Below are 25,608 nucleotides of genomic sequence, written 5' to 3'. Positions count from 1 at the left end.
GGGCTGCCTGCTTACAGCCCTTGCTGCTCGCAATGCCGCCGCAAGGCCTGCAGCGCAATGCCCCACTGGTGGTTGCAGAAACCGAGATAGGGGCTGGTCTCGTCCCAGCCGCTGTGGCGGAAATCCAGCGTGGTGTCCGGGGCGCCGTTGGGTGCGTGCAGCTCGAAGCGCAGCAGCGTGTCGGTCCAGGCCGAGGCGGGCGAGCTGGCAGCGTGGTGGCTGGTGCAGCGCCACAGCACCATCTGTTCGGGCTGCGTCTGCAGCACCTGCATGGTGAGCACGCCATGCCCCGGGCCGGGGCGAAAGGCCCATTCCGGCGTGCGGCCTTCCTGCAGCAGCAGCTGCGGCCGGTCCCACCAGCTGCCGATGCCGTCTTCCGTCGTCAGTGACTGGTAGATCACGGCCGGAGCCGCCTTGATCTGGAGCTGGTGGTACAGGGTGGCCATGCGTGCTCTCCTCGTGGGCGTGGGGGGCGATGCCAAAATGGCGCATTATCCGGCGCGATGTTGACAGGGCTGTGTCAGCTGCCACAAGGGCGTGCAGCCGCAAGGGCATCGAATTGCCGCACAATGTCGGCTTGTGCAGCGCGGCATTGGTAGCGCGCTGCGAGTTGCCAGCCAGGAATTGCACCGTGACGCAAGTTTCGACCCAAGGGGATGCCGCCGGCACCCGCATGACGCCTTCCGAGCGCCGCTCCAGCCTGGGGCTGGCGCTGATCTTTGCCCTGCGCATGCTGGGCCTGTTCCTGGTGGTTCCGGTTTTCGAGCTGGAGGCCAGCCATTACGCTGGCGCCAACCCGGCCAGCATCGGCATGGCCATGGGCGTGTACGGCCTGACGCAGGCCGTGCTGCAACTGCCGCTGGGCATGGCGAGCGACCGCTGGGGCCGCAAGCGCCTGATTGCGCTCGGGCTGCTGGTGTTTGCCGTGGGCAGCGTGATCGCCGCCATGGCCACCAGCATCGACGGCCTGCTGTGGGGCCGTGCCATCCAGGGTGCCGGTGCCGTGTCGGCCGCGGTGACGGCGCTGCTGGCCGACCAGACGCGCGACGTGGTGCGCACCAAGGCCATGGCCATGATCGGCGCCAGCATCGGGCTGGTGTTTTCGCTGGCACTCATCGTCTCGCCCCTGCTGGCTGGCTGGGTGGGGCTTTCGGGCATGTTCTGGCTGGTGGCGGTGCTGGCGGTGCTGGCCGTGGTGGCGATTTTCGTGATGGTGCCGCCAGAACCGGCGCTGCACCGTGACGCCGTGGGCGGCTCGCTGGCCGAGGTGCTGGCGCATCCGGCGCTGCTGCGCCTGCACGTGGGCGTGTTCGTGCTGCATGCGGTGCAGCTGGCCATGTGGATGGTGCTGCCGCGCATGCTGGTCGAGGCCGGCCTGCTGAAGGAACACCATTGGTATGTCTATCTGCCGGCCGTGCTCGGTTCCTTCCTGGTGATGGGCGGTGTGCTGTTCCGCATGGAGCGCAAGGGCAAGCTCAAGCAGGTGTTCCTCACCTCCATCGTGCTGGTGGGCCTGACGCAACTGGCCCTGTGGTGGATGAGCGGCAGCGGGGTTGCGGCGCCCTCGCTGTGGGTGCTGGGCCTGCTGCTGCTGGTGTTCTTCAGCGGCTTCAACATGCTGGAAGCTTCGCAGCCCAGCCTGGTATCGCGCCAGGCGCCGCCGCAGGCGCGCGGCATGGCGCTGGGCGTGTACAACACGCTGCAGTCACTCGGCCTGTTTGCCGGCGGCGCGGTAGGTGGCATCCTGCTCAAGCATTCCGGTCCGCAGGCGCTGTTCCTGGCCAGCGGCGTGCTGACGCTGCTGTGGCTGCTGGTGGCACTGGGCATGACGGCGCCGGGCCGGCAGGCATCCGCCTGATATAAATAAATAGTATTAAATACGCAACATCGGGTCTGACCCTGATGCAGGGTGCCGTGCACGCGGTATCATTCGTATCCGGTGCAGCGCATGCGTGTCTGCACCGCTTTCATCAACCCCCTGTGCCACCGTCAGACGCAACTGGCAAGGGTCAACCAAGGACATATTCCATGGCTTCCGTCAACAAGGTCATTCTCGTCGGCAACCTCGGCCGCGATCCCGAAATCCGCACCTTCCCCAGTGGCGACCAGGTCGCCAACGTCACCCTCGCCACGTCCGACCGCTGGAAGGACAAGCAGAGCGGCGAAATGCGCGAGCACACCGAATGGCACCGCTTGGTATTCAACGGCCGTCTGGCCGAAATCGCCGGCCAGTACCTGCGCAAGGGTTCGCAAATCTATGTGGAAGGCAGCATCCGCACGCGCAAGTGGCAGGACCAGGCCACTGGCCAGGACCGCTACGCCACCGAAATCCGCGTGGACCAGATGCAGATGCTGGGCAAGCGCGAAGGCATGGGCGGCTCCGGCGGCGCTTATGGCGATGACGACAGCTTCGGCGGCGGCGGTGGCGGCTACGGTGCCCCGCGCAGTGCCGCTCCGGCCCCGCGTGCACCCGCTCCGCAGCGTGCCCCGGCCCCTGCTCCGGCCCCGGATGCCGGCGGCTTTGGCGACATGGATGACGATATTCCGTTCTGACCGGCGCGCCGAAAGCGTAAGCAAACCCTCGCTCTTGTCATGCACAGGCGAGGGTTTTTTCATGCAGCGATGCCGTGCACCGCAGCAGCTGGGGCGCCTGCTGCGGGGAGTTTTTTGGCTGAAGCCGCAGGGCCTGTGCTTTTACATGTGTTCACACACTGGCACCGGTTTTACGGGCTTTCCCGGGGCGAAGCAGCGATGTCCGACGCTAAGATGACATCACTCCGTCACACAGGAGGCGCTTCCAGCCAAGGGAGGCGGCGGCAGGGCCATCAGGCCCCCGCGCGCAGGGCATGCTGCGGAATTCATGCCAGCTTTTTCAGCCGCACCATAGCCAGGTGCCGCATTAAACCCCGGCGCGGTGTATGACCTGCCGGGGTTTTTCATTGGGCGCTGCCGTGCGGCTTAGCGGCCGTCACCGTCAGCATCGCCCGGCAGGGCTTCCTCGACACGGTGCCAGGCGGAGCGGGCGGAGGCCTTGGCCTCTTCCCAGGTCAGGCGGGAGTCGCCCTTGATGGTGTCCCAGTCGCGCGCCAGGTCGGCTTCCGATTCGTCCCAGCTGCGGCCGGCGTAGACGCCGCGGCCCTGGTAGCCCAGACGGTAGGCGGGGCTGTAGTCGCGCGTGTAGTCGTAGTCGGCACGGTAGCCGGGCTGGCTCTGGTAGCTGTCTTCCCAGTAGGCATAGTTGGGGTCGGCCGAATCCACGGCGGTGTAGCCGACCACGCCACCGGTCAGCGCGCCAATCACGCCACCGGCGATCACGCCGACGGGGCCGGCAGCCGCAGCGCCGATGGCTGCACCTGCAGCGGCACCAGCCAAGGCGCCACCGGCCATGCCGACGGTGCTGGCTTCTTCCCGGGCGTCCTGCGGGGTTTCGGGAACGTTATGGGGGTTGTTGGGGGTGTTCATGCGTATCTCCTGTCGGGTTGGGGGGCATGCAGCTCTTTCCGGCTGCATGGGCTCCATTGTGGAAACACAGCCGGGGGCGCTTCGTGGGAGAGCAGGGCGAGGCGCTGTCAGCCCGCGGACGACGCAGGAGTAGGCCGCAGGCGACCTTAATCGAGGCTCTTGCGCAGGTGCGCCGGGGGGATGCGCAGCTGCTCGCGGTACTTGGCGACGGTGCGGCGCGCGCACTGGATGCCGCGCTCCTGCAGCAGCTCGCACAGGCGGCTGTCGCTGAGCGGCTTGCGCGCTGGCTCCTCGGCGATCCATTGCGCGATCAGCGTGCGCACCGCGGTGCTGCTGGTGCTGCTGCCGTCCTCGCTGGCCAGGCCGGAGCCGAAGAAGTGCTTCAGCTCGAAGGTGCCCCATGGCGTGGACAGGTACTTGCCGCTGCAGACGCGGCTGATGGTGGATTCGTGCAGGCCCAGCGTGTCGGCAATCTCGCGCATCACCAGCGGTTGCATGGCCAGCGGGCCTTCGGCCAGGAAGCGGGCCTGCCGCTGCACGATGGCCTCGCTCACGCGTAGCAGCGTGTCCTGGCGCTGTTGCAGGCTGCGCACCAGCCAGCGCGCCTCGTTGAGCTGCTGCTGCAGGGCCTCGGCGCTGCCGTCGCGATGCTGGCGCAGCAGGGCGGCATAGCGTTCCTGGACCTGCAAGCGCGGCAGGGCTTCGGCGTGGAGCTGCACCTGCCAGCCTGTCATGCCCGCGCGCGCGGGCAGGCGATGCACCACGGCATCGGGCACGATGAATTCGCGCTCGGCCGGGGCGAAGCGGCGCGCCGGTTGCGGCTCCAGCGTGGCGATCAGCTGCAGGGCGGCCTTGACGGAATCGGCCGGGCTGCCGGTCTGGCGCGCCAGGCTGCGGATGTCGCGGCGTGCCAGCAGGTCCAGCGGCTGCGCCAGCACGGCGCGCGCGGTGCTGGCGGCAGGGTGGGCGGCCAGACGGTCCGTCGCCAGCTGCAGGCGCAGGCACTCGGCCAGGTCGCGTGCGCCCACGCCGGCCGGTTCCATGGCCTGCAGCAGGCGCAGTGCCATGGTGAGCAGGTGCAGCAATTCCTCGCGCTGTTCCTCGATGGTGCTGCTGTCGTCCGCCAGCTGCGGCAGCAGGGAGTCGGCCAGCTCGTCCAGCGAATCGGCCAGCCAGCCGCGCTCGTCGAGCGAATCGATCAGGCATTGCAGGGCGGCCTGCTCCTGCGGATCCAGACGTAGGGCGTGGGCCTGCTGTTCCAGGTGCTCGGTCAGGCTGGTGGCGGCCTGCAGGCGGTCCTGCCAGTCGTCGTCGCCGCTGGCGGGGGCGGAGGGGTAAGGAGTGTCGGTTTCCCAGCTGTCGCGCGATTCGGAGGCGGCTGCATCCCCGGTTTCGGGGGCGTCGCTGCCGGAATCCTGTCCGTGTTGCCACAGAGCCTCGTCGCCCTCCTCGGCCGGGCCGGCGCTGCCTGGGGCGGCATCATCGGCCAGCACGCTGGCGGCGTCGTTGAGCGCGGAGGAACTGGCGGTAGTTTCATTGTCGTAGGCATCGGCCCCGGAAGCAGCCGCTGCTTCCGCGCGGAAATCCCCGCTCGCGAATGCGTCGGCCGGTTCAGCCTGGGTGTCATCGTCGCCCGAAGCGGACTCGGGAAGGGAGCCTTCCCCATCTTCCAGCAACTCCAGAAACGGGTTCTCGGCCAGCGCCTGCTGCAATTCCTGCTGCAGCTCCTGCGTGGACAGTTGCAGCAGCCGGATCGACTGCTGCAGTTGCGGCGTGAGCGCCAGCCCCTGGGCGGTGCGCAGCTGCAGGCCGGGCTTCATGCCGTCCTACATGCGGAAGTGTTCGCCCAGATAGACGCGGCGCACCTCGGGGTTGGCGACGATTTCTTCGGGCGTGCCTTCCATCAGGACGGTGCCGTCGCTGATGATGCAGGCATGATCGCAGATACCCAGCGTTTCCCGCACGTTGTGGTCGGTGATGAGCACGCCGATGCCGCGCTGCTTCAGGAACTGGATGATGCGCTGGATCTCGAGCACGGCGATCGGGTCGATGCCGGCAAAGGGTTCGTCCAGCAGGATGAAGCGCGGCTGCGTGGCCAGGGCGCGGGCGATCTCGACGCGGCGGCGCTCGCCGCCGGACAGCGCCAGCGCAGGCGATTCGCGCAGTTGTGCAATGTGCAGGTCTTCCAGCAGCGCGTTGAGCTGGCTGTCGATGTCGTTGCGGCCCAGCTTGCGGCCGCGTTCGTCCACCTGCAGTTCGAGCACGGCGCGGATGTTTTCCTCCACCGTGAGCTTGCGGAAGATGGAGGCTTCCTGCGGCAGGTAGGACAGGCCCATGCGCGAGCGGCGGTGGATCGGCATGTCCTCGATCGGCTCGCCGTCGATGGAAATGGTGCCGCCATCGGCGCGGATCAGGCCGACGATCATGTAGAAGGACGTGGTCTTGCCGGCGCCGTTGGGGCCGAGCAGGCCGACCACTTCGCCCTTGCGCACGGTGAGCGAGACGTCCTTGACCACCTTGCGCCGGCCGTAGGTCTTCTGCAAATGGCGCACCACGAGCTGGCTGCCGGTATCGGTGGCCGTCAGAGCGTCGGCCGCGCCGGTGGCAGCGGCCAAAGCGGGCTCGCGGAGTTCGGCGGCGGCGGTCATTGGCGGTTCCCGATGGCGCTGCTCGGGCGCAGCGTGGTGCCGGTGCGAGGGGCGGCAGGTGCGGTGGCCGCCGGCTTGGAGCCGGGCACGACGCGGCTGCCACCCGGGCCGACTGGCACGATGGTGGCCCGCACGCGGCCTGCCGGCACGGCACCGGCAGCCGCGCCGCCCGCCGCGGTGGACGGGCCGCCCACCACGTTGTAGGTCTCGGTCACTTCGTTGTAGACGATGGTGTCGCCCACCACTTCATCCGCCAGCGTGTTGCCGACCAGGCGACGCAGCTTGGCGTTGCCGATAAGACGGGTGATCTGGCTCAGCTCATCACGCTCGATACGTGCGCCTTCGCCCTCGAAGAACTCGTTCAGGCCTTCGCGTTTCTGGCGCATGAAGACGGGTCGCTTCCCGTCACTGATGGCGAGCGTATGCTGGTTCCCCTGGGCATCCTGTCTTACCTCGACTTTGCCGGCGCGCAGGATGATGGTGCCCTTGGTCGCCACCACGCGGCCGGTGAAGGTGCTGATCTTGTTCAGGTCGTCGTACTGCATGGCGTCCGCTTCCACGTTCATGGGCTTGTTGCGGTCGGCCAGTTCGGCGTGCGCGGGCAGCAGCATGGTGCTGCACAGCAGGGCGACGACGCTGGAAAGCAGGACTTGTTTCATGGAGTGTCGTTGGGCCGGTGCACAGGCACCGGCAAGAGGGGATGCAGCCATTGTAGCGAGGCGGCCGGGGCGGCCGCCAGCGCCGGTCAGCCCTTGGCCGCCTGGAGGGCCAGGGTCGTGGCGATCTGCAGGCCGCGGGTCAGGCCCTTGGCGGTTTCGCCATCGATGTAGAACTTGCCGGCCACGCCCAGCGAGGGCACGCCCTCGATGCCATAGTCCATGGCCAGCTGGTTGGCACGGCGCAGCTTGGCGTCCATGCCGAAGGATTTGTAAGCCTGTTCGAAGCGGCCCTTGAGTTCGGGCTGCTGGGCCGCCCAGGCCAGTATGTTGGCGTCCGTCATCAGGTTGATGCGCTGCTTGTGGATGGCATCGAACACGCGGCCGTGCATCAGGCCGACATAGCCCAGCGTTTCCAGCGCATAGAACATGCGCTGCAGCGGTGCCATTTCGGGACGGAAGGCCACGGGCACGCGGCGCACCACCACCTGCGGCGGCACCTGCTTGAGCCAGGCGTTGAACTCGGGCTCGAAGCTGTGGCAGTGCGGGCACCAGTAGCCGAAGAATTCGGCGACTTCGGCCTTGCCCTTGGGGGCATCCGTGCTGGCGGGCTTTTTCAGGACCATGTAGTCCTTGCCGGCCACGGCCTGCGCCGGAGCTTGCTGGGCGTTGGCCTGCAGGCCCATGCCGGCCAGGCCTGCCACTGCGGCGGTGCCGGCTGCGCCGGCGATAGCGAATTCGCGTCGTTTCATTCGGATGCTCCAGGGTCGAATACGGACTGCGCCCGGGGCGCAGATGTCAGTCAGACCACGATGCTAGGGCAAAGTTGCAGGGCTGCGCTGCCCGGTTGTAACAAACAGCGCGCCTTTGCAGGGAATTCAGCGCTGCACGCGCACCAGTGCGGCTTCCATGCCGTTGCCTTCCACGCGGCTGCGTGCAGAATCGGCGTCGGCCTTGCTGGAGAAGGGGCCCAGGCGCACGCGGTAGATGGTGCGGCCGGCCTGGTCGCGCTCGGTGATGCGTGCGTTCATGCCCAGCAGGGACAGGCGGGCGCGCTGGGCGTCGGCCTCGTTCTGGTTGCGGAAGGCGCCGGCCTGCACGAAGTAGACGAAGGGCTCGCTGCCGCTGGTGGCCGCAGGCTTGGGTGCCGGGGCGGGCGCGGCCGGCTTGGCCGTGCGCGATTCCACCAGGGCGCCGATCGGGTCGGTGGAGGCGTTGGCGCGCTCGGCCTTGGCTTTTGCCTCGGCATCGGCCTTGGCCCTGGCTTCGGCACGGGCCTTGGCGCGGGCTTCTTCCTGGGCCTTCAGGTCGGCCTGGGCCTTGGCAGCAGCGTCTTCACGCGCCTTGGCCAGCTCCTGTTCGCGGTCGCCCAGTACTTCAGGGTGGTTGTCGGTCTTTTCAGGGGTAGGCTGGGCCTTGGGCTCTTCGACGGGTGCCTTGTCCGGCTCGGGTGCCGGCTCTTCCTTGGGCGATTCCTGCGCGGGCGGGGGCGCAGCGCCCTTCTTGCCCTGCAGGCCGGCGTTGGGATCCCAGTTCTTCAGGCGGGCATCCTCTTCCGCCTGCTGCTGGGCCGAGCGGCCGACGGCCTTGTCGGTGAAGGGCGTGGGCACCTTGGTGACGTATACCGCCACGGCGAGCGCCACGGCCAGGCCGACGACGATGCCGACGATGAAGCCAAGCACACCGATGCCGCGCTGGCGTGCGGGCAGCGTGGAGCGGACGGGACGGGCAGAGGGACGGACTGCAGCCATAGGTCTCTTTGAAATCGTTACATTTTCTCGGGCGCGGAGACGCCGAGCATGGACAGGCCGTTGGCCAGCACCTGGCGGGTGGCCGCCACCAGCGCCAGACGCGCCAGGCGCACAGCGGCATCATCCACCAGGATGCGTTCGGCATCATAGTAGCTGTGATAGCTGGCCGCCAGTTCGCGCAGGTAAAAGGTTACATCATGCGGGGCAAAGTCGGCAGCCGCGCCGGCAAGCATGTCGGGATACTGTGACAACTTCAACAGCAGGGCCTGGGCGGCGGGCGTGTCGAGGGCGGCCAGGTTGGCGCCGGCCAGATCGGCGAGCTTGCCGCCGTCCTTCTCCTGCCACTGCGCCAGCACCGAGCAGATGCGCGCATGGGCGTACTGCACGTAGTAGACCGGGTTCTCGTTGTTCTTCTGCACGGCCAGGTCGACATCGAAGGTGTACTCGGTGTCGGGCTTGCGGCTGAGCAGGAAGAAGCGCACGGCATCGGCGCTGGTCCATTCGATCAGATCGCGCAGCGTGACGTAGCTGCCGGCGCGCTTGCTGATCTTGACCTCTTCGCCGCCGCGCACCACGCGCACCATGGTGTGCAGCACGTAGTCGGGATAGCCCTGCGGGATGCCGACATTGGCGGCCTGCAGGCCGGCGCGCACGCGGGCGATGGTGCCGTGGTGGTCGGTGCCCTGGATGTTGATGGCCCTGGTGTAGCCACGCTCGAACTTGGCGATATGGTAGGCCACGTCCGGCACGAAGTAGGTATAGCCGCCGTCGCTCTTGCGCATGACGCGGTCCTTGTCGTCGCCGAAATCGGTGGTGCGCAGCCACAAGGCGCCGTCCTGCTCGTAGGTGTGGCCGTTGGCCACCAGCTTCTGTACGGCAGATTCGACGCGGCCGCTGGTGTACAGGCTGCTTTCGAGGTAGTAGTTGTCGAACTTCAGGCGGAAGGCTTGCAGGTCCTTGTCCTGCTCGTTGCGCAGGTAGGCCACGGCGAACTGGCGGATGTTGTCATAGTCGTCCGCGTCGCCGTTGGCGGTGAATGCGCGGTCATCGGCGTGTACGGTCTTCTTCGCCAGGAAGTCGTTGGCGATGTCCTGGATGTAGTCGCCGTTGTAGAAGGCCTTGCTGTCCGGGTTCTCGGGGTCGGTCGGCCAGCAGGCGTCGCCCGGCTTGAATCCCTTGGCGCGCAGCTGCGTGCTCTTGGTCAGCGTGTCGATCTGCACGCCGGCATCGTTGTAGTAGAACTCGCGGTAGACCTGTATGCCCTGGGTGGCCAGCAGCTTGCAGATGGCGTCACCCAGCGCGGCCTGGCGGCCGTGGCCCACGTGCAGCGGGCCGGTGGGGTTGGCGCTGACGAATTCGACCAGCACCTTTTCGGCACCCTGCGGCTTGCTGCCGAAGGACTCGCCGGCGGCCAGTACTTCGCGCACCACCTGCTGCTTGGCCTCGGGCTTGAGGCGGATGTTGAGGAAGCCGGGGCCGGCAATGTCGATGGCAGACACCCACTGCTGGTAGGCGGGTTGCGCCTCGAGCGCGGCCTTGAGCTGTTCGCCCAGCGCGCGCGGGTTCTGCTTGAGCGGCTTGGCCAGCTGCATGGCGGCGTTGGTGGCCCAGTCGCCGTGCGCGGCCTGCTTGGGTTGTTCGAAAGCAGCCTTGGCACCGGCGCCAGGGCTGAGTTGTTCCAGCTCGGCGGCGAGGGCGGCGAGCAATTCCTGTTTGACTTGGAGCATGGGGGCTATTGTAAAGGCGGGCGTGTGTCCGGGAGATTGCTGCAGATGACGGTCCGGTTGCGAAGGCCGGCCGTGATGTGCGCAGGCCGTCCGTCCATAAATCCGTCGTTACTGCGACGCACAACCCGGACGAAACGTTCGATCTTGCTACGCATGTCCATGCACCTGCCGGGGGTTTGACTTATTCTGGTTTTCCACTAGTGTGCCAATCAAATCAATGGCTTGCGACAGGTTTTGGCGTGTTCTCGAAAACTGGCACGCATCCTGCTGGATAAATGGCGAGCACATGGGGTGTTCGCACATAACAGTCAGGAGACATCTATGGAGACCAAGGTTCAGGTGATGGGCATCGATGCCGGGGGCACGATGACCGATACGTTCTTCGTTCGCGGGGACGGGCGCTTTGTGGTGGGCAAGGCGCAGAGTAATCCGCAGGATGAATCGCTCGCCATTTTCAATTCGTCCGAAGACGCGCTGGCGCACTGGAAGCGCACCGTGGATGATGTGTATCCCGAACTGGTGACTTGCGTTTTCAGTGGTACCGCCATGCTCAACCGGGTGGTGCAGCGCAAGGGCCTGGATGTGGGCCTGATCTGCAACAAGGGCTTCGAGCATGTGCACTCCATGGGTCGTGCCATCCAGAGCTATTTGGGCTATGCGCTGGAGGAGCGCATCCACCTGAATACGCACCGCTACGACGAGCCACTGGTTCCGCTGAAACGCACGCGTGGGGTGACCGAGCGCACCGATGTGCAAGGCACCGTGGTTATTCCGGTGCGCGAGGCCGAAGTACGCAAGGCGACGCGTGAGTTGATTGACGAAGGCGCCAAGGCGATCGTGATCTGCCTGCTGCAATCGCACAAGAATGGCGATAACGAGCGAATGGTGCGCGACATCGTCAAGAGCGAACTGGAAAAGCTCGACGTTGAGGTGCCAGTGTTTGCCAGCGTGGATTACTACCCCGCGCGCAAGGAAAGCCACCGCATGAACACCACCATTCTGGAGGCATATGCGGCCGAGCCTTCGCGCCAGACGCTGAAGAAGGTGAGCGACCGCTTCAAGAAGCATGGCGCCAAGTTCGACTTGCGCGTGATGGCGACGCATGGCGGTACCATTTCCTGGAAGGCATCCGAACTGGCGCGTACCATCGTTTCGGGCCCTATTGGCGGGGTGATCGGCTCCAAGCTGCTCGGGGAGACGCTGGGCTACGACAACATTGCCTGTTCCGACATTGGCGGCACGTCGTTCGACATGGCGCTGATTACCAAGGGAAACTTCGCCATTGCCTCCGATCCGGACATGGCACGCCTGGTGCTGTCGCTGCCGCTGGTGACGATGGACTCCGTGGGTGCGGGTGCGGGATCGTTTGTGCGCATTGATCCGTACAGCAACTCCATCAAGCTAGGCCCGGATTCTGCCGGCTATCGTGTCGGTACCTGCTGGGCGGATAGTGGTTTGGATACCGTGTCCGTGTCCGACTGCCACGTGGTGCTGGGCTACCTCAATCCGGACAACTTCCTCGGGGGCGCCATCAAGCTCGATGTGGAGCGGGCGCGTCAGCACGTCAAGGCGCAGATTGCCGATCCGCTGGGATTGAGCGTGGAAGATGCAGCGGCGGGCGTGATCGAACTGCTGGATTTGCAACTGCGTGAGTACCTGCGCTCCAACGTGGCTGCCAAGGGCTATAGCCCGACCGACTTCGTCTGCTTCAGCTATGGCGGTGCCGGCCCTGTGCACACTTATGGCTATACCGAAGGGCTCGGCTTCAAGGACGTGATCGTGCCGGCCTGGGCGGCGGGCTTCTCCGCCTTTGGCTGTGCCTGTGCCGATTTCGAGTATCGCTACGACAAGTCCGTCGATCTGGCCGTGCCACAGGATGGTTCGCCCGAAGACAAGCGCGAAGCAGCCCGTGCCATCCAGCAAGGCTGGGAGGAACTGGCGGCCAAGGTGGTGGAGGAATTCAGGATCAATGGCTTCGAGGCCAAAGATGTGATTCTGCGCCCGGGCTTCCGCATGCAGTACATGGGGCAGTTGAACGATCTGGAGATCGTGTCCCCGATCCACATGGCAGCCAGCGAAGGCGACTGGGACAAAATGGTCGAGACCTTCGAGGACACCTACTCCCGCGTGTATGCCAGTGCGGCGCGTTCGCCGGAACTGGGTTTCTCGGTGACCGGCGTGATCATGCGCGGCACCGTCGTGACGCAGAAACCCGTGCTGCCGGAAGATCCGGAAGAGGGCAAGGAGCCCCCGGCAGCCGCCATGCTCGGCACGCGCAAGTTCTATCGCCACAAGAAGTGGGTCGATGCCGTGCTGTGGAAGATGGAGGACCTCAAGCCTGGCAACGAAATCACTGGCCCCGCCATCATCGAATCCGATGCCACCACTTTCGTCGTGCCGGACGGCTTTGCCACCACGCTCGACAAGCACCGCCTGTTCCACCTGCGCGAAACCGGCAGCAAGGCCCGCCACTAAGTCCCACCATCGAACACAAGGAGACAACACATCATGAATGCTGTACTCAAACCCCAATTTGCCGACCTGCTGGGCAACGGCCAGACCCTCAAGCAATTCCGCGACGGCATCCTGGAGCGCACTGCCAACACAGGGCACTACGATGGCCTGAGCAGGCTGGAACTGCGCGAGAGCGATCCGATCAAGTACGAAAAACTGTTTTCCAAGCTGCGTGGTGGCTTGGTGCATGCACGTGAAACGGCCAAGAAGATTGCCGCGAGCCCGATCGTGGAGCAGGAAGGCGAACTGTGCTTCACGCTTTACAACGCCGCCGGCGACTGCGTGCTGACGTCCACTGGCATCATCATCCACGTGGGCACCATGGGCGCGGCGATCAAGTACATGATCGAGAATGACTGGGAGAACAACCCCGGCATCAACCCGGGCGACATGTTCACCAACAACGACTGCGCCATCGGCAACGTGCACCCCTGCGATATCGCCACCATCGTGCCGATTTTCGTCAAGGGCAAGCTGATTGGTTGGGTCGGTGGCGTGACGCACGTGATCGATACCGGTGCTGTAACGCCGGGTTCCATGTCCACCGGCCAGGCACAGCGCTTTGGTGACGGCTACATGATCACTTGCCGCAAGACCGGTGCCAACGACCAGCCGTTCCGTGACTGGCTACACGAATCCCAGCGTTCGGTGCGTACGCCCAAGTACTGGATCCTGGACGAGAAAACCCGTATCGCCGGCTGCCACATGATCCGTGACCTGATCGAGGAAGTGGTGGCGGAAGAAGGGCTGGAGGACTACCTGAAGTTCAGCCACGAGGTAATCGAGGAAGGTCGTCGGGGCCTGGGCACACGCATCAAGGCGATGACGCTGCCGGGCAAGTACCGCAAGGTGTCGTTCGTGGACGTGCCCTACAAGCATGAAGACGTGCAGACTTCCAACGCGTTTGCCAAGCTGGATTCGATTATGCACTCGCCCTGCGAGATGACGATCAGAAGCGATGGCAAGTGGCGGCTCGATTTTGAAGGCGCCAACCGCTGGGGCTGGCATACCTTCAACGCGCACCAGGTGGCCTTCACGTCCGGCATCTGGGTGATGATGTGCCAGACGCTGGTGCCGACGCAGCGCATCAACGATGGCGCTTACTATGGCACCGAGTTCCACCTGCCCAAGGGTGCTTGGTGCAATCCGGATGACCGCCGCACCGGCCACGCCTATGCCTGGCACTTCTTGGTTTCCGGCTGGTCGGCGCTGTGGCGCGGACTGGGACAAGCCTACTTCAGCCGCGGCTATCTGGAAGAGGTCAACGCCGGCAACGCCAATACGTCGAACTGGCTGCAGGGCGGCGGTATCAACCAGGATGGCGAAATCCATGCCGTAAACAGTTTCGAGGCCTCGAGCTGCGGTACCGGGGCCTGTGCCATCAAGGACGGCCTGAACCACGCTGCCGCCATCTGGAATCCCGAAGGCGATATGGGCGATATCGAGATTTGGGAAATGGCGGAACCGTTGCTGTACATGGGGCGCAACATCAAGAAGAACTCCGGGGGCTACGGCAAATACCGTGGCGGCAACGGTTTCGAGACGCTGCGCATGGTTTGGAACGCCCAGGACTGGACCATGTTCTTCATGGGCAATGGCTACATGAATAGCGACTGGGGCATGATGGGCGGCTACCCGTCTGCCACTGGCTACCGCTTCGAAGCGCACAAGACCGGCCTGAAGGACCGCATTGCCAAGGGCCTGAGCCTGCCCCTGGGTGGCGACAGCAATCCGGACGATGGCGAGTACGAAAAGCACCTGTCCCGCGGTGCCGTGGTCAAGCGCGACAACCAGTGCATGACGACTGAGGACTGCTACGACAACTACGACCTGTACCTGAACTATTTGCGCGGTGGCCCGGGTTTTGGCGATCCGATTGATCGTGAAGTGGATGCAATTGCGAAGGATCTGAATGGTGATTGCCTGCTGCCCGAGTATGCCGAAAAGGTCTACGGCGCTGTCTGCAGTCAGGACGAGAAAGGCATCTGGCATGTCGACGCGGAAGCGACAAAAGCCCGCCGTACCGAAATGCGCAAGGAGCGTGTGGCCCGCTCGAAGCCCGTGAAGGAGTGGATGAAGACAGAGCGCGAACGCATTCTGCGCAAAGATGCCGCCACGCCGGTGCAGCACATGTATGCCACCAGCTTCGGCCTGTCCAGCAAGTTCCTGGATGAGTTCCGCAGCTTCTGGACGCTGCCGCCCGAGTGGGTGCTGGACGAGAGCGAACTGGATGTTCCCAGCTATGGCTCCAAGTTCCGCATGGACCTGAGCAAGATGCCCGACGTGACGGTCGTGACGCTGGTAGAGGAATAAGCCCCTGCTGGACACGTAGCTCGCCCCGGCTGTCGCGCATCCCCTGCACGGCCTGCTTCCAGGTCAGCGCCGGCTGCCGGGACACCCTCTGAGATTCGAGTACACCTTATTTTCTGGAGACAACCATGAGTCAGTACACACAGGAACAAATTAGCAATATGGTCGACGGTCGCCTGGACTGGGACACCACGATGCGCATGCTCTCCATGCCCAAGGATGGCGAGCGCTTTCAGATGTATGTGAAGGCCTTGCAGGAAAAAACCGGCATGAAGGATCACATCGTGCTGCCGCTGGGTCCGCACCTTTATATCGTCAGCGATGCCAAGACCAGGAAGTGGGAAACCAAGTGTGACTGCGGCCATAGCTTTGGTGACTACCGCGAGAACTGGAAGCTGCAGGCCAATGTCTACGTGCGCGAGACCAAGGATGCCATGGGCGAGATCTACCCCGAACTGATGTCGCCTGACACCCAGTGGCAGGTCTACCGCGAGTACTACTGTCCCGAGTGCGGTACGATGCACGACGTGGAGGCACCCACGCCCTGGTACCCAGTGATCCACGACTTCGAGCCGGATATCGAAACCTTCTACAAGGAGTGGGTGAATTTGCCGTTGCCGGCACGCGCCTGAGGGAGTTTTTCGTCCTTCGCACTGGGCCAGCATTGCCTTGGCCAACCGCCCGGACCCGGGCGGTTTTTTTTTGGAAGCGTCCGAAAATCGAACGAGGTGTAAGTGATTGCGAGAATTGACGGCGGATGGGCCCGATTTCGCTAGGGAAAGTTGGCATTGTCCCGCAGGGACGTTCATTGAAGAATCGACTCCCTACCAATTCATTATGGTTGTCATGCAAGTATGGAGACGCACTTGAAAGCAGGCGGTTTGCGGCCAGCCCGCATGCCGAGTGGAGAGAGGATATGGTGATCCAGTTCGAGCAGTTGTTTGCCGACCCGCGACTGGAAAGCGCGGTGCGCAACGCCTGGGAATCCTTTGTACGTGGCGATCCCGAGGGGCGCAAGCAATTGCGCAGCCTGGTGGACATGTCCTGGCAGCGCTGCCGCAAGGCCAATGTGGACCCGCACCGCATATCTGGCCCGACGCCAGTCTCGGATGACGACCTGGTGTTGCTGCGCACCAATCTGGGCGACATGCTCGAAGCGAGCGCGCCCATCATGGCGCAGGCACGCGACCTTCTGGCGGAAACCGGGTCCATGATGCTGCTGGCGGATACCTCCGGCACCATTCTGAATGCCGAAGGGGATCTGCGCACCCAGGACGCAGCCGCTTCGATCCACCTGATGCCCGGTGCGAACTGGAGCGAGGCGCTGTGCGGCACCAATGCCATCGGCACGGCACTAGCGGTGGAACAGCCTGTGCAAATCCATTCGTCGGAGCACTTCTGCGCCGGCATCAAGAACTGGACCTGCTCGGCGACCGTGGTGCGGCATCCGCTGGATGGAGACATCGTGGGGGTGGTGGACGTTTCCGGTCTGAGCAGCAGCTACAGCCCGCAAAGCCTGGCGTTGGCGGTGACGACTGCCAGTCGCATCGAAAGCCGCATGCGCCTGAACGAGTTGGAGCGCCGCTATCGCCTGCTGGAGCAGGTGATGGGGCACTGGCGTTCCGACGGACGCACGGCGATCGCCTTGTTCGACCGACGCGGCGGACTGGTGAAGGCGAACGAGCTTGCTCAGTCCGTGGTGCTGGAAGGCGGGCGGACCATGGACCTGACGGCCGTGCGTCGCTTGCCGGCATTGGCGCTTGGACAGGGGCTGGTTCAGGCCCGATCGTCGTTGCCGGACTGGCTGAAAGCCGAATGGCTGGAGCCGTTGCAGGTCGGGGGCAAAAAGATCGGCACTCTGGTGATCATTCCGCAGGCAGCGGCGGCCAGATCGTCCTGGTTGCCGCCCGCGGGGGGCTCTGTTGTCACCGGCCAGCAGTCCGACGCTGCGCACTCCTGGCGAACGCCACCTTCGGACAACTTCGCCCATGTTCTCACCGAGGATGCAGGCATGCGGGAGGTGCTCGAGCGTGCCGAACTGCTTGCGCGCTCCCGGTCGGCAGTGCTGCTCCTGGGCGAAACCGGGGTTGGCAAGGAGGAGTTTGCCAAGGGCATTCATGCCAGCCATGGTCCCTATGTGGCGCTCAATTGCGGCGGCCTGTCACGTGAGCTGTTAGTCAGTGAGCTGTTCGGCTACGGCGAAGGCGCGTTTACCGGGGCGCGCAAGGGAGGCATGACGGGCAAGGTGGAGGCTGCAGCAGGAGGCACGCTGTTTCTGGACGAGATTGGCGAAATGCCGCTCGACCTGCAGCCCCAGCTGCTGCGCGTGCTTGAGCAGGGTGAATACTATCGTCTCGGCGAAACCACGCCGCGCAAGGCGAGCTTCCGCCTGATTGCGGCTACGCATCGCGACTTGCGGCAGGAAGTGGCAGCGGGGCGCTTCCGCATGGATCTGTACTACCGCATTGCCGTGACCACATTGCGCATCCCGCCACTGCGGGCGCGGACTCGCGACATTGTGCTGCTGGCAGAGCGCTTCCTGCAACGCAGCCTGGAGCAACATGGGCGTGTGCCGGGGCAGTTGTCGGTACGTGCAAGGCAGACACTGCAGGCTTACACTTGGCCAGGCAATGTCCGTGAGTTGCGCAATGTGATCGAAGGCAGCGTGCTGATGAATCTTCGGGATGCGGTGGGCGACTACGACGTCGATATCGACCAGCATTCCCTGGATATTGTGACGGATACGTCTTCCCGCGGCGCTGAGCCGGCAGATGAGCGCATCGTACCCAGCATGGCAGAGAGCGAGGAGGTGCTTATCGCGCGCGCGGTGCGTGCGAGCCACGGCAACTTCACCGAAGCGGCTCGGCGCTTGGGCATTGCCAAGAGCACGCTCTACGCGAAGATGGAACGTTACGGGCTGTCCCGTGGCGATATTATCGGCGGCCGCTGAGGGGCGCCCCTTCCAGATCCTCACAGGTCGCGGTGGCGTCCGACACAGGCTCGTCGAATTGCCGTGCTACAAAACAGGTTCCTACTTAACAGGCAATGCGCATAAAACAAGATGTAATAATGCTTATTATTACGAATGTATAGTTGATCTCCTGGATCAAAGCAGGATGGTCGACGATTCTGCAACAAAGGTGGATCAGGCGCGTGGGGGCGCCGAACAGGCAAGGGGGCGACGGTGGACGATGCATGGATGGCGCAGGCACACCGGCGTTGCCTGCAACGCACGCTGGCGGCCATGCTGCGCGAAGGGATGTTGCCGCAAGACCGGTTGACCTACCGGGAAGGTTCAGCCTGGCTGCCGCTCGATGATGCACGCACGCTGCAGTTGACCCGCATGCGCCCGAATGCAGCCTGCGACGACCTCTGGCAAGCGCCTGAAGCCGTGGTCTGCCACAGTCGGCATGAACATGCCGTAACGATGGAAACCGCAGCCGCGCTGCTGCGGCTGGTGGCGCCCTTGCACGACAAGATCGATCCAGCTGCCGTCGATCGGCTGGAGCTGGAGCTGGACAACAGTGTTGCCAATGATGCGCTGGCGATGGCGCACCGCAAGTGCTGGGGCAGGAAGCTGAGGGCTGACTATGCCGGGGCGACGTCAAGCCGTTTTCTCGGTGCCTTGCGTGAGATCGATGCTGCCCGCGCCTTGCTGCTGCTGGAACAGTGGGGCACGCAGGGCCACCCGACCCATCCCACCTACAAGGCCAAAGGGGGCCTGACCGCCCAGCAGGTGCTGGCTTGGTCCCCCGAATTCGGAGCGCGGCTGGCGCTGGTGCTGGCCGCCTTGCGCATTGAGCGTGCCAACGTGACACAGGTGCCGGAGATTGCCGATTACCGGGACTGGTTTGGCCAGCAGTGGCCGCAGGTCGCCCTAGCCTGGCAGCATGCGCTGGCGCGGCGCGGGATGCGTGCCGGTGACTGGCTGCCCATGCCGTTGCATCCCTGGCAAGCCAGGTACAGCGTGTCCCAGCGCTTTGCCCGCCTGCTGGAAGAAGGGGATTTGATACTGCTGGAGGAAGTGCACTGGCCAGCGGCGCCGACCATGTCCTTTCGTACCGTGAGCTGCGAGCAGGGTGCAGCCGTACCGCACATTAAGCTCCCGGTCTCGTTATGGCTGACATCGGCTGAGCGCACCGTTTCACCCAAGTCGACGGTGATGGGGCCACGCCTGACCGTGTTGCTGCGCGATGTGCTGGCGCGTGAGCCGGAGATTCGCCGGCACCTGGCCTGTGTCGATGAGTTGGCGGGGTTGCATTACCGACACCCCGAGGGCAATGACGACGTATCCCGTCACCTGAGCGTGCTGTATCGTCGTCATCCGGTCACGTTGACCGCCGCTGGCGAGCAGACCGTGCCAGTGGGGGCATTGTTTGCCCCGTCGCCGTTCGACGGGCGCTTGCTGGTGACCGATGCCGTGGCGCAGGGCTATGGCGACCATGCAGAAGGCGCGCGGGCCTTTTACCTGGCCTATGTGGAGATGGCGCTGCAGGCAGTACTGCAGCTGTATCTGATCTATGGCATTGCTCTAGAAGCGCACCAGCAGAACAGCTTTGTCGTGCTGGATGCGCGCGGCCAGCCGAGTCGGCTGCTGGTGCGTGATTTCGGTGATGTACGCGTGCATGCGCCGACGCTGCAGGTTCAAGGTTTGCGCCTGCAGCCTTACCGGGCGGGTTTGACCTTGTACGAGGAGGTGCATCCGGTACGCGACAAGGTCATGCACGCCTTCCTGCTGTGCCATCTCATCGAGCTGGCGCGCGCGCTGGCTGCTGTCTACGGGCAGTCCGCGCAATCCTATCTGGCCCTGCTGCAGCAGGGCCTGGAGCGCCTGTTCATGCGGCTGCAGCCACGGGTGGATCCCCGACGCTGGCAGGACGAGCGCGATGCCATCCTGCGCCATCCCTGGCCGGCCAAATCCTTCCTGCGCATGCGCCTGAACAACAGTTCGGACGACGTGGTGCTGCGCATGCCCAATCCCCTGCGGGGCTCCTGACAGCCGAATGTGCCCCGGCCGGGGCGCACCTGTGGCGTTGGCACGTCTGGCTGCCGCATGCATGGGCGCTTTGCGAAGGCGCCAGCGGCGCGCGAAGGTCTGATCAGCCCTTGATAGTCTGCTCCAGCACATGCAGCTGCTGGTTCAGATCCGGATCGTTGGCGCGCTCGCCGCCGATCTTGCGCACCGCATGCAGCACCGTGGTATGGTCGCGCCCGCCGAACATCTCGCCGATTTCGGGCAGGCTCTTCTGAGTCATTTCCTTGGCCAGATACATGGCAATCTGGCGCGGGCGGGCGATGTTGGCCGGGCGCTTCTTGCTGTGCATGTCGGCGACCTTGATCTTGTAGAAATCCGCCACCGTCTTCTGGATGTTCTCCACGCTGATCTGGCGGTTCTTGATCGACAGCAGGTCGCGCAGCGCCTCGCGCACCAATTGAATGTCAATCGGCCGGCCGCTGAAGCGCGAATAGGCCAGGATGTTCTGCAGCGCGCCTTCCAGCTCGCGCACGTTGGCGCGCACGTTCTTGGCGACGAAGAAGGCCACGTCCTCGGGCAGCTCGCGCCCTTCGGCCTGTGCCTTGTTCATCAGGATGGCCACGCGCATTTCCAGCTCGGGCGGCTCGATCGCCACCGTCAGGCCGGAGTCGAAACGCGACACCAGACGCTCGGTGATGTTGGCCAGGCCCTTGGGATAGGTGTCGCTGGTCATCACGATATGGCTGCGCTTGGACAGCAGCGCCTCGAAGGCATTGAAGAATTCTTCCTGCGTCTTGTCCTTGCCGGCAAAGAACTGCACGTCGTCGATCATCAGCAGGTCGAGCGAGTGGTAGCGCGACTTGAATTCGTCGAAGGTCTTGCGCTGGTAGGACTTGACCACGTCCGACACGAACTGTTCGGCGTGGGTGTAGAGCACGCGGGCGTTGGGCTTGAGCTCCAGCAGCTTGTTGCCCACGGCCTGCAGCAGGTGCGTCTTGCCCAGACCGACGCCGCCGTAGATGAACAGCGGGTTGTACAGCTGGCCCGGCGTGCTGGCCACGTGCATGGCGGCGGCACGTGCCATGCGGTTGGCGCTACCCTCGACCAGATTCTCGAAGGTGCGGGCCGGATCGAGGCGGGTGGCCTGGGGGGGCGGCTGCAAGGCGGCGACGGGATCGACGCTTTGCCAGATGTCGTGCTGGTAGGCGTTGCCGCCATAAGCGCCCTGCGGCGCTGCGGCCGGGGCGCCGCCATTGCGGTACTCGGCCGTGGGGGCGGGCGCGGCAGCCATGGCGGCAGCACGCAGCGCGGTGCGGGCCACGGCAGGGCGCGCCTGGCGCGCGGCAATCGTCAGCTCCAGCGCCACCGGCTGGTCGGCCAGCTGGTCCAGGATCTGCTGGATGCGCGGCAGGTACTGCGCACGGATCCAGTCCAGCTTGAAGCGGTTGGCCACCTCCACCACCAGCGCCTCGCCCTGCGCGCGCGCCTGCAGCGGGCGGATCCAGGTGTTGAACTGCTGGGCAGGCACATCCTGGGCCAGCACATCCATGCAGGCCTGCCACAAGGCCGTATCAGGCACACTGGCGGGTTCAAGGGCTTCGGCAGACATCAGAGGCAATGGGGGCGCGGAAAGGCAAAAAACGGGGGGAAGCAGGCTGCTATCGGCATCCGGGCGCAAGGCCGGACTGCACGCTTGTTCGGAACTGGCAGCGGGACCTTCCATTCTAGGCCAGGCGGCCCCGTGGGTGGTATTTTTGCCGCCACATACGTGACTGGGGCAGTAAGTGATTGATCAAGCGCGAAATTTTTGTGATAATCACGAGCTTTCCCGAAATTTTACGGGAGAACAGGGGCTGGGCAGGCGGTGTGAGCAGCGCTGCTGCAGTCAGGCCGGTGCGCTGTGCGCACTTGGCAAGCTGCCTCGCAGCCCCGACATAACAACACGACTTCCCGAGGATTTTTCCCATGAAACGCACCTACCAGCCTTCCAAAACCCGCCGCGCCCGTACCCACGGTTTCCTGGTCCGCATGAAGACCAAGGGCGGCCGCGCCGTCATCAACGCACGCCGCGCCAAGGGCCGCAAGCGCCTGGCTGTCTGATCCCAGCCGGCCGGATTGCCGCCTTCGCCGGTTGCGCAATCCCCACGCCCGCCACGCCACTGCGCCGCCGTTGATGCAATCCTTGCAGACCAGCGCCCAGTTCCAGGCCGTGATGCAGGGCAACATCGTGGGGCGAACGCCCCATTTTGTTTTGCATGCCTTGCACTGGCAGCCGGCCCCCGCCACAGAGGAAGGGGTCGGCCTTGTTGCGCCGGTACAGCGCCCGCTGTTTGCGCCGGGCCGCCATTGCGGCGTGCTGGTGCCCAAGCGCTGGGCGCGCCGCGCCGTCACGCGCAGCACCATCAAGCGCCAGATGCGCGCCGTGGCCGCTGCCCATGTGGCGCAGATTCCCGAGCAGACCGCCCTGGTGATCCGCCTGCGCAGCGAGTTCGACCGCAAGCGTTTCATCAGCGCCACGTCCGACGCCCTGCGCGTGGCCGTGCGCACCGAGCTGCAACAGCTGTTTGCGCGGGTTGCCTGGCAGGAGCTGCGGCCATTGCCCCGGGTGCCATTGCACACGGCCGGCGCGCGCGCCAGGACTGCCGCCTCCGATGCGGCCGGTGCTCCGGGCCACGCCGCATCTGCTCCGGCTGCCGCCAGCGCGCCGAATCCACCGGCGACAACGCCTTCTGGCACAATGCGCGCTGCACCATGAAACAGCTTCTGATCTCCGGCGTCAAGGCCTACCGACTGCTGCTCAGCCCCTGGCTGGGCTCGTCGTGCCGCTTCGAGCCGACTTGTTCGGCCTATGCCCTGCAGGCGCTGGAGCAGCATGGCGCACTGGCTGGCAGCTACCTCACCGTCAAACGGCTGGGCCGCTGCCATCCCTGGTGCGCCGGCGGCTGCGACCCGGTGCCCGCCGAAAAACCGCGCCTGTTCAGCAGCCTGCTGGGCAAGCCCGCGACGGGGGACGCCGTCCCTTCCGACGACTCCCTGTCTTCAACCAAGCATTCTTCATGAACGATATCCGCCGCTCCATTCTGTGGGTCATCTTTGGCTTTGCGCTGATCCTGCTGTGGGACCAGTGGCAGGTCCACAACGGCCGACCCGCCACCTTCTTCCCGAGCCAGGCGCCTGCGGTGGCCGCTTCCGGCGCAGCCAGCGGCACGGTTCCGGCTGCCACGGCCGCCGCCACGGCAGCTTCTGCCGCAGCCAGTCCCGCCGGCACCGTCACGGCCGGCCAGCGCACCGAGATCAGCACCGACGTTTACAAGCTGACCTTCGACAGCAATGGCGGCACCCTGGTGGGCGCGCAGCTGCTCAAGTACCCGGAAGACTCCAAGAACGCCAAGAGCCAGCCCATTGTGCTGCTGCAGGACACGCCCAGCCACCAGTATCTGGCCCAGACCGGCCTGGCCGGCGGCAACCTGCCCAGCCACCTGACGCCCATGCAGCTCGCCACTCCTGAACGTGCCCTGGCCGACGGCCAGAAGAGCATGCAGGTGCGCTTCGAATCCGAGCCCGTGGGTGGCGTGAAGCTGGTCAAGACCTACACGCTGACGCGCGGCAGCTATGCCATCGGTGTGCAGCATGACGTGGTCAACACCGGCAGCACGGCTGTCACGCCGCAGCTGTACCAGCAGTTCGTGCGCGACGGCAGCAAGCAGGCCGGCAGCATGTTCTATTCCACCTTCACCGGCCCTGCGTTCTACAGTGACGAAGGCAAGTACCAGAAGGTCGAGTTTGCCGACGTGGACAAGGGCAAGGAGCTGAAGTTCCAGCGCAATGCACCGGACGGTTACGTGGCCATGGCCCAGCACTACTTCACCAGCGCCTGGCTGCCGCCGGTCGGCCAGCAGCGCGAGAATTTCGTGCGCAAGGTGGGCAACCTGTATGCGGCCGGACAGGTGTTCAACCTGGGCAGCATCGCTCCGGGTGCCACCAAGACATTCACCAGCACCCTGTTCGTCGGCCCGCAGGACGAAAAGCTGATGAACGCCGTGGCACCCAACCTGGACCTGGTCAAGGACTACGGCTGGCTCACCATCCTGGCACGCCCGCTGTACTGGCTGCTCACTTTCCTGCACGGCTTCCTGCACAACTGGGGCTGGGCGATCGTGGCGCTGGTGGTGCTGCTCAAGGCCGCCTTCTACTGGCTTAACCACAAGGCCTACGCCAGCATGGCCAAGATGAAGGCCGTCAACCCCAAGGTGCAGGCTCTGCGCGAGCGCTACAAGGAAGAGCCGCAGAAGATGCAGCAGGAGATGATGCGCATCTACCGCGAGGAAAAGGTCAACCCGCTGGGTGGCTGCCTGCCGATCATGGTGCAGATTCCGGTGTTCATTGCACTGTACTGGGTGCTGCTGTCCAGCGTCGAGATGCGCGGTGCGCCCTGGATTCTGTGGGTGAAGGACCTGTCCACGCCCGATCCCTACTTCATCCTGCCGATCCTGATGACGGCCACCAGCCTGCTGCAGGTGTGGCTCAACCCCACGCCGCCGGACCCGATGCAGGCCAAGATGATGTGGATCATGCCGCTGATGTTCAGCGTGATGTTCTTCTTCTTCCCGGCCGGCCTGGTGCTGTACTGGCTGACGAACAATATTCTGTCGATTGCACAGCAGTGGTTCATCAACAAGCGACTCGGCGTGAGCTGATCGGGCTTGTGGTCTGAATGCGAAATGGGGCGCCTGCGGGCGCCCCATTTGCTTTGGGAGCATGCGCCAAGTTGCCGGCGCGACGTTGAGTCAGCCCGGTGCCTGTCTGGCAAACGCCAGCAGCAGATTGTTGGCCGGCATGGTCACGCGCTGCTGCAGCTGCAGGCCGGCGGCTTCGGCTTCCCGCGCCACATCGGCCAGCTGGCGGATGCCCCAGTCGGGATCGCGCCGGCGCAGGTCGGCATCGAAGGCCAGATTGCTCGGGGCGGTGGGGATGGCATCTTCCAGATAGGGGCCGTAGGTGACGAGCAGGCCGTCCTGTGCGAGGTGGCGGGCTGCGCCCTGCATCAGGCCGGCACAGCACTCCCAGGGGGCGATGTGCAGCATGTTGGCGCAGTAGATCAGGTCGAACTGCGGCACTGCAGGGGTATCCGGATCCGCCTGCGGATCGGCCTCCACGGGGGCAACCGGGCCGGGCAGCTCCCAGTGCGGGGCGCGGACGTCGAGCAGCACGGGCGGAAAGATGCGGTCCAGGCCGGCCTGCGCGCTGCGCTGGCGGATGGCTTCGAACAGCGTGTTGTCGAGATCGCTGGGCTGCCAGTGCCAGCCGGGCAGGGACTGCGCGAAGTGCACGATGTGCTGGCCGGTGCCGCTGGCAATTTCGAGCGCCTGGCCGGTGGGGCCGAGCCAGCTGTGCAGCACTTCGAGAATGGGCTGCTTGTTGCGCTCGCTGGCGGGGCTGGAGGGGAGCTGGGACTGCATCATGCGCCCATTCTGCCTGTTGGGGCAGGAGGGGTCCAGCAGTGCAAGCGTACATCCTGTACCGGGGGCGGCACCGAGGGCTTGATGGCAGAGCTACCGACCCGGA

At 64.9% G+C, this 25,608-nt stretch carries 21 protein-coding genes; 11 read left to right on the top strand and 10 right to left on the bottom strand.

Going from position 1 to position 25,608, the window contains the following annotated elements; all coding sequences use genetic code 11:
* Positions 1 to 11 precede the first annotated feature (11 nt).
* Positions 12 to 446, bottom strand: a complete 435-nt coding sequence (locus ACX36O_RS12550) for an SRPBCC family protein (RefSeq protein WP_371687050.1) — start codon at positions 444 to 446, stop codon at positions 12 to 14.
* Positions 447 to 673: 227 nt separating this feature from the next.
* Here ACX36O_RS12550 and ACX36O_RS12545 point away from each other — a divergent pair, with 227 nt between their 5' ends.
* A complete protein-coding gene (locus ACX36O_RS12545; protein WP_371687058.1) occupies positions 674 to 1,858 on the top strand; it encodes an MFS transporter in 1,185 nt (394 codons plus the stop codon).
* Positions 1,859 to 2,028: 170 nt separating this feature from the next.
* Positions 2,029 to 2,553: a single-stranded DNA-binding protein gene (ssb, locus tag ACX36O_RS12540; RefSeq protein WP_213362032.1), complete on the top strand. Its 525-nt coding sequence runs from the start codon at positions 2,029 to 2,031 to the stop codon at positions 2,551 to 2,553.
* A 405-nt stretch (positions 2,554 to 2,958) separates the two neighbouring features.
* On the opposite strand, the gene ACX36O_RS12535 is transcribed toward ssb, so the two are convergent.
* The 7 genes from ACX36O_RS12535 to argS form a co-directional block, all read right to left on the bottom strand.
* Complete coding sequence (locus ACX36O_RS12535) at positions 2,959 to 3,462, bottom strand: hypothetical protein (protein WP_213362031.1); 504 nt, start codon at positions 3,460 to 3,462, stop codon at positions 2,959 to 2,961.
* 146 nt (positions 3,463 to 3,608) lie between these two features.
* Positions 3,609 to 5,282 (bottom strand): RNA polymerase factor sigma-54, encoded by a 1,674-nt coding sequence (gene rpoN, locus ACX36O_RS12530; protein ID WP_213362029.1) that lies wholly within the window; start codon positions 5,280 to 5,282, stop codon positions 3,609 to 3,611.
* Between the two features lie 6 nt (positions 5,283 to 5,288).
* A complete protein-coding gene (gene lptB, locus ACX36O_RS12525) occupies positions 5,289 to 6,110 on the bottom strand; it encodes an LPS export ABC transporter ATP-binding protein (RefSeq protein WP_213362028.1) in 822 nt (273 codons plus the stop codon).
* A complete protein-coding gene (gene lptA / locus ACX36O_RS12520) occupies positions 6,107 to 6,769 on the bottom strand; it encodes a lipopolysaccharide transport periplasmic protein LptA (RefSeq protein ID WP_488359851.1) in 663 nt (220 codons plus the stop codon). Before lptA ends, lptB begins: the two co-directional genes overlap by 4 nt.
* Positions 6,770 to 6,855: 86 nt before the next feature.
* Positions 6,856 to 7,518 (bottom strand): thiol:disulfide interchange protein DsbA/DsbL, encoded by a 663-nt coding sequence (locus ACX36O_RS12515; protein ID WP_213362026.1) that lies wholly within the window; start codon positions 7,516 to 7,518, stop codon positions 6,856 to 6,858.
* A gap of 126 nt (positions 7,519 to 7,644) precedes the next feature.
* Positions 7,645 to 8,517, bottom strand: a complete 873-nt coding sequence (locus ACX36O_RS12510; protein WP_488359850.1) for an SPOR domain-containing protein — start codon at positions 8,515 to 8,517, stop codon at positions 7,645 to 7,647.
* Between the two features lie 17 nt (positions 8,518 to 8,534).
* Positions 8,535 to 10,244 (bottom strand): arginine--tRNA ligase, encoded by a 1,710-nt coding sequence (gene argS, locus ACX36O_RS12505; RefSeq protein WP_213362024.1) that lies wholly within the window; start codon positions 10,242 to 10,244, stop codon positions 8,535 to 8,537.
* A 321-nt stretch (positions 10,245 to 10,565) separates the two neighbouring features.
* Between argS and ACX36O_RS12500 the strand changes: the two genes are divergently transcribed.
* The 5 genes from ACX36O_RS12500 to ACX36O_RS12480 all read left to right on the top strand — a co-directional run bounded on the left by ACX36O_RS12500 (position 10,566) and on the right by ACX36O_RS12480 (position 20,064).
* Entirely contained in the window at positions 10,566 to 12,719 is a 2,154-nt protein-coding gene (locus tag ACX36O_RS12500; protein WP_371687045.1) for a hydantoinase/oxoprolinase family protein, read from the top strand.
* A gap of 33 nt (positions 12,720 to 12,752) precedes the next feature.
* Positions 12,753 to 15,071, top strand: coding sequence for a hydantoinase B/oxoprolinase family protein (locus ACX36O_RS12495; protein ID WP_371687044.1), 2,319 nt, complete (start codon positions 12,753 to 12,755; stop codon positions 15,069 to 15,071).
* Between the two features lie 125 nt (positions 15,072 to 15,196).
* Entirely contained in the window at positions 15,197 to 15,700 is a 504-nt protein-coding gene (locus ACX36O_RS12490) for an acetone carboxylase subunit gamma (RefSeq protein ID WP_488359849.1), read from the top strand.
* Positions 15,701 to 15,984: 284 nt separating this feature from the next.
* Positions 15,985 to 18,018, top strand: a complete 2,034-nt coding sequence (locus ACX36O_RS12485; protein WP_371687043.1) for a sigma-54-dependent Fis family transcriptional regulator — start codon at positions 15,985 to 15,987, stop codon at positions 18,016 to 18,018.
* A 249-nt stretch (positions 18,019 to 18,267) separates the two neighbouring features.
* Positions 18,268 to 20,064, top strand: a complete 1,797-nt coding sequence (locus ACX36O_RS12480; RefSeq protein WP_371698746.1) for an IucA/IucC family protein — start codon at positions 18,268 to 18,270, stop codon at positions 20,062 to 20,064.
* Between the two features lie 103 nt (positions 20,065 to 20,167).
* On the opposite strand, the gene dnaA is transcribed toward ACX36O_RS12480, so the two are convergent.
* Positions 20,168 to 21,652 carry a chromosomal replication initiator protein DnaA gene (gene dnaA / locus ACX36O_RS12475; RefSeq protein WP_213362015.1) on the bottom strand — a complete coding sequence of 495 codons (1,485 nt, stop codon included), beginning with the start codon at positions 21,650 to 21,652 and terminating at the stop codon, positions 20,168 to 20,170.
* A 356-nt stretch (positions 21,653 to 22,008) separates the two neighbouring features.
* On the opposite strand from dnaA, the gene rpmH reads away from it, so the two are divergent.
* The 4 genes from rpmH to yidC all read left to right on the top strand — a co-directional run bounded on the left by rpmH (position 22,009) and on the right by yidC (position 24,740).
* Complete coding sequence (gene rpmH, locus ACX36O_RS12470; RefSeq protein WP_012207856.1) at positions 22,009 to 22,143, top strand: 50S ribosomal protein L34; 135 nt, start codon at positions 22,009 to 22,011, stop codon at positions 22,141 to 22,143.
* Between the two features lie 73 nt (positions 22,144 to 22,216).
* On the top strand, positions 22,217 to 22,798 hold the full coding sequence (locus ACX36O_RS12465; protein ID WP_213362014.1) for a ribonuclease P protein component: 582 nt from the start codon (positions 22,217 to 22,219) through the stop codon (positions 22,796 to 22,798).
* Positions 22,795 to 23,103 (top strand): membrane protein insertion efficiency factor YidD, encoded by a 309-nt coding sequence (gene yidD / locus ACX36O_RS12460; protein WP_488359848.1) that lies wholly within the window; start codon positions 22,795 to 22,797, stop codon positions 23,101 to 23,103. Before ACX36O_RS12465 ends, yidD begins: the two co-directional genes overlap by 4 nt.
* Positions 23,100 to 24,740: a membrane protein insertase YidC gene (gene yidC, locus ACX36O_RS12455; RefSeq protein WP_213362012.1), complete on the top strand. Its 1,641-nt coding sequence runs from the start codon at positions 23,100 to 23,102 to the stop codon at positions 24,738 to 24,740. The genes yidD and yidC overlap by 4 nt, the downstream gene beginning before the upstream one ends.
* Positions 24,741 to 24,830: 90 nt before the next feature.
* Here the strand turns inward: yidC and ACX36O_RS12450 are convergent, their stop codons facing one another.
* Positions 24,831 to 25,505, bottom strand: a complete 675-nt coding sequence (locus ACX36O_RS12450; RefSeq protein ID WP_488359847.1) for a DUF938 domain-containing protein — start codon at positions 25,503 to 25,505, stop codon at positions 24,831 to 24,833.
* Between the last annotated feature and the right edge of the window lie 103 nt (positions 25,506 to 25,608).

The organism is Brachymonas sp. KE5 (assembly GCF_057773645.1).
Note: the sequence above shows the minus strand (reverse complement) of the source record. Positions and strands in the feature narration are given on the sequence as shown.